General features: G+C 70.6%; 11 protein-coding genes. 6 read left to right on the top strand and 5 right to left on the bottom strand.

What is annotated here, in order from left to right:
• Positions 1–16 precede the first annotated feature (16 nt).
• Both A8W25_RS06600 and A8W25_RS06595 read left to right on the top strand, forming a co-directional pair.
• Positions 17–1,324, top strand: coding sequence for an amidohydrolase family protein (locus A8W25_RS06600; RefSeq protein WP_067157448.1), 1,308 nt, complete (start codon positions 17–19; stop codon positions 1,322–1,324).
• Positions 1,321–2,550 (top strand): amidohydrolase family protein, encoded by a 1,230-nt coding sequence (locus A8W25_RS06595; RefSeq protein WP_067157445.1) that lies wholly within the window; start codon positions 1,321–1,323, stop codon positions 2,548–2,550. The genes A8W25_RS06600 and A8W25_RS06595 overlap by 4 nt, the downstream gene beginning before the upstream one ends.
• Before the next feature lie 170 nt (positions 2,551–2,720).
• Here the strand turns inward: A8W25_RS06595 and A8W25_RS06590 are convergent, their stop codons facing one another.
• Together A8W25_RS06590 and A8W25_RS06585 are read right to left on the bottom strand one after the other, a co-directional pair.
• Positions 2,721–4,259, bottom strand: coding sequence for a S8 family serine peptidase (locus A8W25_RS06590; RefSeq protein ID WP_067157442.1), 1,539 nt, complete (start codon positions 4,257–4,259; stop codon positions 2,721–2,723).
• Between the two features lie 92 nt (positions 4,260–4,351).
• Positions 4,352–5,872, bottom strand: a complete 1,521-nt coding sequence (locus A8W25_RS06585) for a S8 family peptidase (RefSeq protein WP_067157439.1) — start codon at positions 5,870–5,872, stop codon at positions 4,352–4,354.
• 314 nt (positions 5,873–6,186) lie between these two features.
• Here A8W25_RS06585 and A8W25_RS06580 point away from each other — a divergent pair, with 314 nt between their 5' ends.
• The 3 genes from A8W25_RS06580 to moaA all read left to right on the top strand — a co-directional run bounded on the left by A8W25_RS06580 (position 6,187) and on the right by moaA (position 9,325).
• A complete protein-coding gene (locus A8W25_RS06580; protein ID WP_067157436.1) occupies positions 6,187–6,552 on the top strand; it encodes a DUF485 domain-containing protein in 366 nt (121 codons plus the stop codon).
• Complete coding sequence (locus A8W25_RS06575) at positions 6,549–8,183, top strand: cation acetate symporter (RefSeq protein ID WP_067157433.1); 1,635 nt, start codon at positions 6,549–6,551, stop codon at positions 8,181–8,183. The genes A8W25_RS06580 and A8W25_RS06575 overlap by 4 nt, the downstream gene beginning before the upstream one ends.
• Before the next feature lie 152 nt (positions 8,184–8,335).
• Positions 8,336–9,325 carry a GTP 3',8-cyclase MoaA gene (gene moaA / locus A8W25_RS06570; RefSeq protein WP_067157430.1) on the top strand — a complete coding sequence of 330 codons (990 nt, stop codon included), beginning with the start codon at positions 8,336–8,338 and terminating at the stop codon, positions 9,323–9,325.
• Here the strand turns inward: moaA and A8W25_RS06565 are convergent.
• The gene (locus tag A8W25_RS06565; RefSeq protein WP_067157427.1) at positions 9,308–9,556 is read right to left on the bottom strand and encodes a hypothetical protein; all 249 of its coding nucleotides are present in this window, start codon (positions 9,554–9,556) and stop codon (positions 9,308–9,310) included. The genes moaA and A8W25_RS06565 overlap by 18 nt on opposite strands.
• A 177-nt stretch (positions 9,557–9,733) precedes the next feature.
• Positions 9,734–10,108 (bottom strand): DUF3099 domain-containing protein, encoded by a 375-nt coding sequence (locus A8W25_RS06560; protein ID WP_067157424.1) that lies wholly within the window; start codon positions 10,106–10,108, stop codon positions 9,734–9,736.
• A 213-nt stretch (positions 10,109–10,321) separates the two neighbouring features.
• Here A8W25_RS06560 and A8W25_RS06555 point away from each other — a divergent pair, with 213 nt between their 5' ends.
• Positions 10,322–10,597, top strand: a complete 276-nt coding sequence (locus tag A8W25_RS06555; protein ID WP_067157421.1) for a GlsB/YeaQ/YmgE family stress response membrane protein — start codon at positions 10,322–10,324, stop codon at positions 10,595–10,597.
• An 86-nt stretch (positions 10,598–10,683) separates the two neighbouring features.
• On the opposite strand, the gene tyrS is transcribed toward A8W25_RS06555, so the two are convergent.
• Entirely contained in the window at positions 10,684–11,952 is a 1,269-nt protein-coding gene (gene tyrS / locus A8W25_RS06550; protein WP_067157418.1) for a tyrosine--tRNA ligase, read from the bottom strand.
• Positions 11,953–11,968 lie beyond the last annotated feature (16 nt).

The raw sequence follows: 11,968 nt of genomic DNA, 5'->3' as shown, positions 1-11,968 counted from the left end.
GACAGAGGGATCCGTCATGCCACAGCGCAGCAGCACACCCGAAGGCGAGTACCACGACCCGTACCTGATCATTTCCTCCGACTGCCACGCCGGGCTGCCCACCGAGGAGTACCGGCCCTACCTCGACCCCCGCTTCCACCGGGACTTCGACGGCTTCCTCGACGGGCGGGAGCGCCGCCGCGAGGAGATGACCCGTCTCGGCGTCCGCAACGAGGCCTTCGCGGACAAGTGGTTCGCCGACAACGAGGAGGGCCTCAAGGGCGGTTGGGACGCCGCCCGCAGGCTCAAGGAGCTCGACGGGGACGGGGTGGCCGCCGAGGTCGTCTTCCCCGACGCGGACGCCGTCGACAGCCGCACCGCCGCGCCCTTCGGAGTCGGCCTCGGCCTCTCCGGCGACCAGGACCCCGACCTCGGTATGGCGGGCGCGCAGGCGCACAACCGCTGGCTCGCCGAGTTCGTCGGCCAGCATCCCGAACGGCACTGCGGGGTCGCCCTGCTGCCGGTGACCGGCGACGTGGACCGCGTGGTCGCGGAGATCCACCGGGCGAAGGAGTCCGGCCTCGGTGCGCTGATGATCCCCTCGATGTGGGTGGACAAGGCCCCGTACCACGACCGCCGCTACGACCCCGTCTGGGCGGCGGCCGCCGAGACCGCGATGCCGGTCGTCACCCACTCGGGAGCCGCGCCCCGCCACGAGTACGGCGACCACCTCGGCATCTATGTCAGCGAGGTCACCTGGTGGCCGGCCCGGCCACTGTGGTTCCTGCTCTGGTCCGGTGTCTTCGAGCGCCACCCCGGACTCCGCTTCGGGGTGGCGGAGTCGGGCTGCTGGTGGCTGCCGAACCTGCTGTGGTTCATGGACCGGCTGTACCTGGGCGCGCACGGCGGCAAGAAGCTCTCGCCGTTCGCCGAGCTGAAGCGCCCGCCCAGCGAGTACCTGGACCGCCAGATCTTCGTCTGCGCCACCAACACCAAGCGGCGCGAGCTGGCCCAGCGCTACGAGATCGGCGTCGACAACATCCTCTGGGGCTCCGACTTCCCGCACCCGGAGGGCACCTGGCCGCACACCCGGGAGTGGCTGCGCAGGACCTTCCATGACATCCCGGTCGCCGAGACGCGCCGGATGCTGGGGCTCGCGGCGGCGGAGGTCTTCGGCTTCGACACCGCGAAACTGGCCCCGCTGGCCCGGCGCATCGGCCCGACCCCGGCCGAACTCGGCCAGAGCGAGGACCAGTCGGCGGTGGAGGCGTCCTGGGCGCGCTCGCGCGAGGTGGGACGGCACTGGCTGACCGAGCACGACTTCCCGGTTCTGGGGGTGTCATGAGCACCGACCGCTACACCGTGATCTCGGCGGACTGCCACGCGGGCGCCGACCTCCTCGACTACAGGCCGTATCTGGAGAAGCGGTACCACGACGACTTCGACGCCTGGGCCGCCACCTACGTCAACCCGCACGAGGACCTGCTCGCCGACACCGCCGACCGCAACTGGAACTCCGGGCGGCGGGTCGCCGAGCTGGAGGCGGACGGGATCGTCGCGGAGGTGGTGTTCCCCAACACCATCCCGCCGTTCTTCCCCTCGGCCTCCCTGATGGCCCCCGCGCCGACGGGGGAGGAGCTGGAGCGGCGCTGGGCGGGCCTGCGGGCGCACAACCGCTGGCTGGCCGACTTCTGCGCGCTGGTGCCGGGCCGCAGGGCGGGCGTCGCGCAGATCCTGCTGAACGACGTCGACGCGGCGGTGGCGGAGATCCACCGGGTGAAGGAGGCGGGCCTGACCGGCGGCATCATGCTGCCCGGTGCCCCGCCCGGCTCGGGCGTCCCCGAGCTGTACTCCGCCGTCTACGACCCGATCTGGGCGGCCTGCGCCGACCTCGGCGTACCCGTCAACCACCACGGCGGCTCCGCGTCGCCGCCGCTCGGCGAGGAACCGGCCGCGCGGGCCGTCTTCATGGTGGAGACGACGTGGTTCTCGCACCGGGCGCTGTGGCACCTGATCTTCGGCGGCGCGTTCCGCCGCCACCCGTCGCTGAAGCTGATCCTCACCGAACAGGGCTCGGGCTGGATCCCCGGGGTGATCGAGATGCTCGACTACTACCACGAGCGCCTGGTGTCGGCGGCGACCCGGGCGGCCACGGCGGAGTCCAAGTTCGGCGCGGGCCTGGCCGAGTCGATGGGCGAGGGCCCCAGCCGGGTCTGGCGCGACAACTGCTATGTGGGCGCCAGCTTCATGCGCCCCCACGAGGTGCCCCTGCGCGACCGGATCGGCCTCGACAAGATCATGTGGGGCAGCGACTACCCGCACGACGAGGGCACCACCCCGTACTCCCGCGAGGGCCTGCGCATCGCGTACGCGGGCCTGCCGAGGGACGAGGTGGCACGGATGGTGGGCGGCAACGCGGCCCACGTCTACGGCTTCGACCTGCCGTCCCTGGACGCGATCGCGGCGAAGGTGGGCCCGGCCGTCGAGGAGATCGCCGAGCCGCTGAAGGAGATCCCGCCGGACGCGACGAGCCCGGTGTTCGCGCGGGGCGGGTCGGTACGGGTGTGGTGAGGCGGGGGGTGAGAGCCTTCGCCGCATGACGGAAGCGGAGACGGCCGGGGGCCACGACGAGGCCCACGGCGGGGCCCTCGGGACGCGTCTGAACGCCCTGAAGGTGCTGATCAAGCCGTAGTCCGGCGCGCCGGGGCCGGGCGGTGCTCCCGCCCGGCCCCGGCCCACCGCTAGCGCACCGCGTTGAGGGCGTTGACGATCCCCGCCCCGTAGAAGCCGCTGTGGTGCCTGCCGCCCTCGCAGACCGCGTCCGCCTTGCCGTCCCCGTCGATGTCGTACGGGTCGGGGCAGGCGGTCGGGTCCGCGCCCTCCTTCAGGAGCTCCTTGATCTTCCAGGCGGGCGCGTGCGGGTGCGCGGACTTGAGCAGCGCGGCCACGCCCACCACGTGCGGGGTCGCCATCGACGTACCCGCCATGTAGGCCCACTTGCCGCCGGGCACCGGGCCGAGGATCAGCCCGCTGGTGGCCGGGGCCTGCGGCGGCTGGTAGGCGGTGGAGTCGCCGCCGGGCGCGGCCACGTCCACCACGCCCAGGCCGTAGTTGGAGAACGAGGACTTCAGGCCCTTGGCCCCGGTCGCGGCGACCGTGACGACTCCCGGCAGCTGGGTCGGGATGTCGAAGCACTCGCTCGGGTCGATCTTCCGGTCGCCGGGCGTGCTGTCGTTGGGGCTGGCCGGGTCGGTGAGGGAGTCGGCCGCGAGGTCGTAGCTCTCGTTGCCCGCCGCCGCCACGTTCACCGTGCCCTTGGACTCGGCGTACCGGCCGGCCCGGGTGATCGCCTCGACCAGCGCCTTCTGGTCCGGGTCGGTCTTGCAGTTGAAGTACCAGGGGTCGGTGTAATAGCTGTTGTTGGTGACGTCGATGCCGTGGTCGGCGGCCCACATGAAGCCGCAGACGACGGCCTCCGTATAGAAGAAGCTGCCGCCCTGGGTGGAGACCTTGATGGCGGCGACCTTCACGCCGGGCGCCACACCGGTGACGCCGACGCCGTTCTTCGCCGCCGCTATCTCGCCCGCCACATGCGTACCGTGCGGGGAGCCGCCGGTGGTGAACGGCCGCCAGGCGCCGTCGGTGGTGTCCGGCGTCCCGCCGATGCAGCTCACCGACTTGGACCGGTCGAAGTTGGGCGCGATGTCCGGGTGGGTGTCGTCCACGCCCGTGTCGATGACGCCGACGGTCACCCGGGAGCTGCCCAGGGTCTTCTCATGGGCCTTGTCGGCCTTGATGGCCTTCAGGTCCCACTGGAGCGGCTCCAGCGGGTCCTCGCCCGCCGAGGCCCCGGCGGTGGCGGCCCGGACCTCCTCGGCGGTGAGCGCCCTGGGCGCGCCGACGTCGGTCGTGGTCTGCGCGGGCAGTGGCGCGGTCCGGGTCGCCCCGGCCGACTCCACGCCCCGTACCGCCCGCATGGCCGTGGCGAAGGCGGGGTTCGCGGAGTGGACGACGATCACGCCGATCCGGTCGTAGGACTGGACGACCGTGCCCCCGGCCGCCTCGATCGCCCTTCTGACCTTGTCCGCGTGGCCGTATCCCTTGCGGAGGTTGACGACATAGCTGAGCGAGGGCGAGTCGGCGGCGGGTGCGGCCTTCACCGCCGCGCCGCCCGTCGGCATGGCCGACGCCGTGCCCGGCAGGACCGCGAGCGCGGCGGCGGTCGCCATGACGACGGAGACGGCGAGGGAGCGGTGCGTACGGGAGAGGTGCAACGTCATGGGGTCTCCATGTGGCTGGATGTCTCGGTACGTACGGGAAGGAGCTGTACGAGGGGCGCGGCGCTGTCCGGCCGCGCCCCTCGGCCGTGCTGCTACTCGGTCACCGCGCTCAGCGCGTTGACGACGCCCCGGCCGTAGAAGCCGTTGACGCGCTTGCCGCCCTCACAGGTGGAGTCCTGGACGCCGTTGCCGTCCGGGTCGTACAGGCCCGTGGGGCAGCCCGGGTTGTCGGCCTGCTCCTTGAGCATCTCCCGCAGCTCGGCCGGCGATGCCCAGCGGTGCTTGGACTTCAGGAGCGCGGCGACGCCGGCGACGTGCGGCGTGGCCATGGACGTGCCCTGCTTGTAGCCGTACAGCCCGCCCGGGAGCGTCGCCAGGATGCGGCCGTTCTTGTCCGGGGTGTCCGGGATCTGGTACTTGTCGCCGCCCGGCGCGGCCACGTCGATCTGGCCGAGGCCGTAGCTGGAGTAGTACGACTTGACGTTCTGCACGCCCGTCGCGGAGACCGTGACGACCCCCGGCAACTGGGCCGGGATGTCGGGGCACTTGGCCGGGTCCACGGTCTGCGAGGGGTGCGGCGCGGGCTGGTCGTCCGGGCTGGAGGTGTCGGTGATGGCGTGCTTGGACAGGTCGAAGTTCTCGTTGCCCGCCGCCGCCACGTTGAGGACGCCCTTGTGCTCGGCGTACTTGCCGGCCCGGGTCACCGCGTCGAGCAGTGCCTTCTGGTCCGGGTCGCTCTTGCAGTTGAAGTACCAGGGGTCCACGTAATAGCTGTTGTTGGTGACGTCGATGTGGTGCTCGGCGGCGAAGACGAACCCGCAGACCACCGCCTCGGTGAAGAACAGCCCGCTGCCCTGCTCGGCGACCTTGATCCCCGCGACCTTCACACCGGGCGCGACCCCCGCGACCCCGATGCCGTTGCGGGCCGCGGCTATCTCGCCCGCGACATGCGTGCCGTGGTCGCTGCCGCCCGCATAGGGCCGCCAGGCGCCCGGCGAGGTGTCGGCGACGCCGCCCACGCAGTTGGCCGACTGGGCGGCGGAGAAGTTCGGGGCGAGGTCGGGGTGGGTGTCGTCCACGCCCGTGTCGATCACGCCGACGGTGACCCGGCGGCTGCCCGGGTAGATCTTGGCGGCCTTGTCGGCGCCGATCGCCCGCAGGTTCCACTGGTTGGCCTCCAGCGGCTCCTGGCCGGGCGCGGCCGCCGCCTTCGCCTTCGCCGCCTCGGCCGGGGTGAGCGCCTGGGTGGTGCCCTCCTCGGTGGTGGCCTGGGCCTTCAGGGGCGTCGTCCGGGTGGCACCGGCCGAGGAGACGCCCTTGGTTCTGCGTATCTCCTGGGCGAAGGCGGGGTTCGTGGAGTGCACGACGACCACGCCTATGCGCTCGTACGAGACGACGACCGTGCCGCCCGCCTTGGCTATCGCCTTCTGCACCCGGGCCGAAGTGCCGTGCCCGCCGGTGGTGTTGACGACGTACGACAGGTTCGGCCCGTCGGTGGCGGGGGCCGGTGCGGCCGAGGCCGTACCCGCCGGGAGGAAGCCGAGCGAGGCCGTGAGCGCCAGGCCGGCGGGGAGCACGAGGGCCCGACGCCGTCCGGATCCCAGATGAGCCATGGGTTCTCCACATCATCCGTGAGAGCCGTCCAGCCGCGGGTCACGGATGGACGGGTACATGACCAGCGAAGCTATCGCTGATCATGCGGGCCCATCAACGAGTTCGGGCGGGTTGGTCCGAGAACATCGCGTCGATCGCGCGCCCGCACGGCCGGATCACCCGTCTGTGGAGCCGCCGGGGAGAAAAACGACCGGTCTGAACCGAGACGCGACGCCCTCCGTGCCGTTGTCAGGGGGACCACCATCACCCGTCCCCGACAGTGAGGTCCCCCTTGTCGTCCATCCCCACCGCACCCGTATCTCGAGGAGACTCCGTGGCCACCGACGTGCCACCGCCCGAAAGCGGTATCGACACGCGCCCCGCCCAGCCCCCCACCGAGAAGTTCGTCGAGGTGCAGGCCAGCGAGGAATTCGCCGAACTGCGCCGCACCCACCGCCGCTTCGCGTTCCCGCTGACGGTCGCCTTCATCGCCTGGTACCTGCTGTACGTCCTGCTGTCCAACTACGCGGGCGGCTTTATGGGCCACAAGCTGTTCGGCAACATCAACGTGGCCCTCGTCTTCGGCCTCGCCCAGTTCCTCACCACCTTCCTCATCGCCTGGTTCTACTCGCGGTACGCGGCCGCCAAGCTCGACCCCCGCGCCGAGGCGATCAAGTCCCGCATGGAGGCCGACGCATGAGCGCCCCGTACGCCCACCTCCCGCTCGCGGCGACCGCCACCACCGAGCACCGGCCGCTGATCATCACGCTGTTCGCGGTGTTCGTCGTCGCGACCCTGGTCATCACCGTCTGGGCGGGCCGCCAGACCAAGAGCGCGGCCGACTTCTACGCGGGCGGCCGCCAGTTCACCGCCTTCCAGAACGGCCTCGCGGTCTCCGGCGACTACATGTCCGCCGCGTCCTTCCTCGGCATCGCCGGCGCCATCGCGCTCTTCGGCTACGACGGCTTCCTCTACTCGATCGGCTTCCTGGTCGCCTGGCTGGTGGCGCTGCTCCTGGTCGCCGAGCCGCTGCGCAACTCCGGCCGCTACACCATGGGCGACGTGCTCGCGTACCGGATGCGCCAGCGGCCCGTACGGACGGCGGCCGGCACCTCCACCATCGTCGTCTCGATCTTCTACCTGCTGGCGCAGATGGCCGGCGCCGGCGTCCTGGTCTCGCTGCTGCTCGGCATCACCAGCGACGCGGGCAAGGTCCTGATCGTCGCGCTGGTCGGTGTGCTCATGATCGTGTACGTGACGATCGGCGGGATGAAGGGCACCACCTGGGTGCAGATGGTCAAGGCGGTGCTGCTCATCGCGGGCACCATCCTGATCACCTTCCTGATCCTGCTGAAGTTCGACTTCAACCTCTCCGACCTGCTCGGCAAGGCCGCCGAGAACAGCGGCAAGGGCAGTTCCTTCCTGGAGCCGGGTCTGAAGTACGGCAAGACCGGCACCTCCAAACTGGACTTCATCTCGCTCGGCCTCGCCCTGGTGCTCGGCACGGCGGGCCTGCCGCACATCCTGATCCGCTTCTACACCGTCCCCACGGCCAAGGCCGCCCGTAAGTCGGTGAACTGGGCGATCGGCATCATCGGCGCCTTCTACCTGATGACGATCGTGCTCGGGTTCGGCGCGGCCGCCCTGCTGAAACCGGGCGACATCACCGCCTCCAACCCGGCGGGCAACACGGCGGCGCCACTGGCGGCCCTGGAGATCGGCGGCGGCAGCGGCTCCAACGGGGGCGCGATCCTGCTCGCGGTGATCTCGGCGGTCGCCTTCGCCACGATCCTCGCGGTCGTCGCGGGCCTCACCCTCGCCTCCTCGTCCTCCTTCGCGCACGACATCTACGCCAACGTCATCCGCAAGGGGAAGGCGACCGAGCAGGAGGAGGTCCGGGCCGCCCGCTGGGCCACCGTCTTCATCGGGGCCGTCGCCATCGTGCTCGGTGCCTTCGCCCGCGATCTGAACGTCGCCGGTCTGGTGGCGCTCGCCTTCGCGGTCGCCGCCTCCGCCAACCTGCCGACCATCCTCTACAGCCTCTTCTGGAAGCGGTTCACCACCCAGGGCGCGCTGTGGTCGATCTACGGCGGGCTGACCACGGCGGTCGTGCTCGTCCTGTTCTCGCCGGTCGTCTCCGGCAACCCGAAGACGTCCATGTTCAAGGGCGTCGACTTCCACTGGTTCCCGCTGGAGAACCCCGGCCTGATCTCGATCCCCGTCGGCTTCCTGCTCGGTCTGATCGGATCGCTCCTGTCCAAGGAGGAGCCGGACGCCGGCAAGTACGCCGAGCTGGAGGTCAAGTCCCTCAGCGGAGTGGGCGCCCACTAGGGAGCTCCGTACGGGCACGAGCCGCGGCCGCGTCGTAGAGTCCTACGACGCGGCCGCGCCGCACCTCGTGTCAAACGGCCCCCGCTGTTGTCACCCCTCTCGCGTAGGCTCGGCCGTATACACCAACCGGTAATCGGGGGAGGGGGCCCACAGTGCTCATCGACACATACGGCCGTGTGGCCACTGACCTGCGCGTCTCGCTGACGGACCGCTGCAATCTGCGGTGTACGTACTGCATGCCCGAAGAGGGCCTGCAGTGGCTGGCCAAGCCGGACCTGCTCACCGACGACGAGATCGTCCGGCTGATCCGCATCGCCGTGACCGACCTCGGCGTCACCGAGGTCCGCTTCACCGGCGGCGAGCCGCTGCTGCGGCCGGGCCTGGTCGGCATCGTGGAGCGCTGCGCGGCCCTGGAGCCCCGCCCCCGGATGTCGATCACCACCAACGGCATCGGCCTGAAGCGCACCGCCGCCGCACTGAAATCGGCCGGTCTGGACCGGGTCAACGTCTCCCTCGACACCCTGCGCCCCGAGGTCTTCAAGACCCTCACCCGCCGCGACCGCCACAAGGACGTCATCGAGGGCATGGAGGCCGCCCGCGCCGCCGGGCTCACCCCGGTGAAGGTCAACGCGGTCCTGATGCCGGGGCTCAACGACGACGAGGCCCCCGACCTGCTGGCCTGGGCCGTCGCACACGACTACGAGCTGCGGTTCATCGAGCAGATGCCGCTCGACGCCCAGCACGGCTGGAAGCGTGACGGAATGATCACCGCCGGTGACATCCTGGCCTCGCTGCGTACGAGGTTCGCGCTCACCCCCGAGGGCGACGACGAGCGGGGCTCGGCGCCCGCCGAGCGCTGGGTGGTGGACGGCGGACCGCACCGGGTCGGCGTCATCGCCTCGGTCACCCGCCCGTTCTGCTCGGCCTGCGACCGGACCCGGCTCACCGCAGACGGCCAGGTGCGCACCTGTCTGTTCGCGCGCGAGGAGTCCGATCTGCGGGGCGCGCTGCGCTCGGGAGCGCCGGACGAGGAGATCGCCCGGCTGTGGCGGCTGGCGATGTGGGGAAAGAAGGCCGGATCCGGTCTGGACGACCCGGCTTTCCTTCAGCCCGACCGCCCGATGTCAGCGATCGGCGGCTGACTCCCACTCGGCGAGCGGCACCACGTCCTTGAGGAACCCGCGCACGCCCAGGAACTGGGAGAGGTGCTCGCGATGTTCGTCGCACGCGAGCCAGGTCTTGCGCCGCTCGGGCGTGTGCAGTTTCGGGTTGTTCCAGGCCAGGACCCATATGGCCGCAGTGCGGCAGCCCTTGGCGGAACACACGGGGGTCGCGTCGGCGATCTCGTCACTCACGGATACATTCTGCGCCATGAGCGGGGGGTGACATGGCGACGCCGAGCAGCCACGGGGGGAGCTGCCCGGCGTCGGTCCGTCGCTCCGACGGGGGATGCGGAGCGCCTACGCAGTATGTCACGGGGGACCCGGTGCGGTGCACCGTAACTTCATGATTGATCTGAGCTTTTCTTGAGCTTTGCGGACGGTGACGGATCAGGTCTGCTCGCGTGACCACTGTTCGTGGTCAGGGGTCCCGGAGGGCTCCGCGGGTTCCGCCGGACCGCCCGCCGGGGCCGCTCCGAGCATCGGCCGGGACGGCGCCGGGACGAATGTCGAGGGCAGTGAAGGCACGTTCTCCCGCCCCGCGTTGGCGATCACCACAGCCACATAAGGGAGCAGGGCTCCCAACACCAGGGTCACGATTGCGACAGGGCGTTCGATGTTCCACAGGACAGCCGTGAGAACCACCGACACCGTACGGATCGACATCGAGATCACATAGCGGCGCTGCCGCCCCCGCACGTCCTCGGCGAGACCCTGCCGGGCCCCGGTGATCCGGAAGACCTCGGCTCCGCTCCGCTTCCGCATCAAGCTCCACCACCCGACTCCACACCGGACTCTCCCCGGTCCGGACTGTTCACACCGTACGCCCGGGATCCGCCGGGTTCGAGACCGGGGCCCGTCCGGCCTGAGTGATGAAGCCGATCCGTACTGCGTACGGACGAGTCCGACATGCGCCGTATGGCGGATGGGTCAACACTGGCTGCGACTGCTCATGTCGAGCGGAACGAGGAGGCAGCCATGGGCTGGTTGTGGGCGATCATCGTGGGATTCGTGCTGGGCCTCATCGCGAAGGCGATCCTTCCCGGCAAGCAGCACAGTCCACTCTGGCTGACGACCATCTTCGGCATCATCGGCGGTGTGGTCGGCAACTCGATCGCCCGGGCGATCGGTATCGCCGAGACCAAGGGCATCGACTGGGGCCGGCACGGCCTCCAGATCGCGGCCGCGGTCGTCATCGTCTTCCTCGGCGACATGCTCTACATGGCGATGCGGGGCAACAAACAGCGGGCCTGACGCACGGCGGGCCTGACGTGCGACGGTACGGCGAGGGGGCGGCCCCGTAACGGAACCGCCCCCTCAACACTTACCGTCCGCGCAGGTCAGGCGCCCTTGACCGCGATCGCGGCCAGGTTCTTCTTGCCCCGGCGCAGCACCAGCCAGCGGCCGTGCAGCAGATCGTCGGCGGTGACCACCGCGTCCTCGGACGTCACCTTCGCGTTGTTCACGTAGGCCCCGCCCTCCTTCACCGTGCGCCGGGCAGCCGACTTGCTCGCCACCAGCTCCACCTCGGCGAACAGGTCCACCACCAGGCCGAGCTCGGCGACCTCGGCGTGCGGCAGCTCACTGAGCGCGGCGGCCAGCGTCGCCTCGTCCAGCTCCGCCAGCTCGCCCTGGCCGAACAGCGCCTTCGACGCGGCGACGACCGCCGCGCACTGGTCGGCGCCGTGCACCAGCGTCGTCAGCTCCTCGGCGAGCGCGCGCTGCGCGGCGCGCGCCTGCGGACGCTCCTCGGTGAGCTGCTCCAGCTCCTCGATCTCCTCGCGGGACTTGAAGCTGAAGATCCGCAGGAACTTGGAGACATCGCGGTCGTCCGCGTTCAGCCAGAACTGGTAGAACGCGTACGGCGTGGTGCGCTCGGGGTCCAGCCAGACCGTGCCGGACTCCGTCTTGCCGAACTTGGTGCCGTCCGCCTTGGTGATCAGCGGGGTGGCCAGCGCGTGCACCTCGGCCTCGGGGGCGACCCGGTGGATCAGGTCGGTGCCCGCGGTGAGGTTGCCCCACTGGTCGCTGCCGCCGGTCTGCAGGGCGCAGCCGTGCCGCCGGTAGAGCTCCAGGAAGTCCATGCCCTGGAGGATCTGGTAGCTGAACTCGGTGTAGCTGATGCCCACGTCGGAGTTCAGTCGCCGGGCGACCGCCTCCTTCGCGATCATCTTGTTGACCCGGAAGTGCTGGCCGACATCGCGCAGGAACTCGATCGCCGACAGGCCCGACGTCCAGTCCAGGTTGTTGACCATGGTCGCGGCGTACGGGCCGTCGAAGTCGAGGAACCGCTCGATCTGCCCGCGCAGCCGCTCGACCCAGCCCGCGACGGTCTCGGGCGCGTTCAGCGTGCGCTCCGAGTTCGGCTTGGGGTCACCGATCAGACCGGTGGCCCCGCCGACCAGGCCCAGCGGGCGGTTGCCCGCCTGCTGGATCCGGCGCATGGTCAGGATCTGCACCAGGTTGCCCAGGTGCAGGCTGGGCGCGGTCGGGTCGAAGCCGCAATAGAACGTGACGGGGCCGTCCGCGAACGCCTTGCGCAGTGCGTCCTCGTCAGTGGAGAGGGCGATCAGCCCGCGCCACTGCAGCTCATCGACGATGTCCGTCACGGTCGTACGTCTCCTA

The sequence above is a fragment of the Streptomyces sp. ERV7 genome (assembly GCF_001653515.1).
In the GTDB taxonomy this organism is placed as follows: domain Bacteria; phylum Actinomycetota; class Actinomycetes; order Streptomycetales; family Streptomycetaceae; genus Streptomyces.
Note: the sequence above shows the minus strand (reverse complement) of the source record. Positions and strands in the feature narration are given on the sequence as shown.

What these genes read in the sequence shown, in the direction of transcription:
- A8W25_RS06595 (WP_067157445.1), top strand. Translation starts at nt 1,321, where the DNA reads ATGAGCACCGACCGCTACACCGTGATCTCGGCGGACTGCCACGCGGGC.
- A8W25_RS06555 (WP_067157421.1), top strand. Translation starts at nt 10,322, where the DNA reads ATGGGCTGGTTGTGGGCGATCATCGTGGGATTCGTGCTGGGCCTCATC.
- A8W25_RS06590 (WP_067157442.1), bottom strand. Translation starts at nt 4,259, where the DNA reads ATGACGTTGCACCTCTCCCGTACGCACCGCTCCCTCGCCGTCTCCGTC.
- A8W25_RS06560 (WP_067157424.1), bottom strand. Translation starts at nt 10,108, where the DNA reads ATGCGGAAGCGGAGCGGAGCCGAGGTCTTCCGGATCACCGGGGCCCGG.
- A8W25_RS06575 (WP_067157433.1), top strand. Translation starts at nt 6,549, where the DNA reads ATGAGCGCCCCGTACGCCCACCTCCCGCTCGCGGCGACCGCCACCACC.
- A8W25_RS06585 (WP_067157439.1), bottom strand. Translation starts at nt 5,872, where the DNA reads ATGGCTCATCTGGGATCCGGACGGCGTCGGGCCCTCGTGCTCCCCGCC.
- A8W25_RS06600 (WP_067157448.1), top strand. Translation starts at nt 17, where the DNA reads ATGCCACAGCGCAGCAGCACACCCGAAGGCGAGTACCACGACCCGTAC.
- A8W25_RS06565 (WP_067157427.1), bottom strand. Translation starts at nt 9,556, where the DNA reads ATGGCGCAGAATGTATCCGTGAGTGACGAGATCGCCGACGCGACCCCC.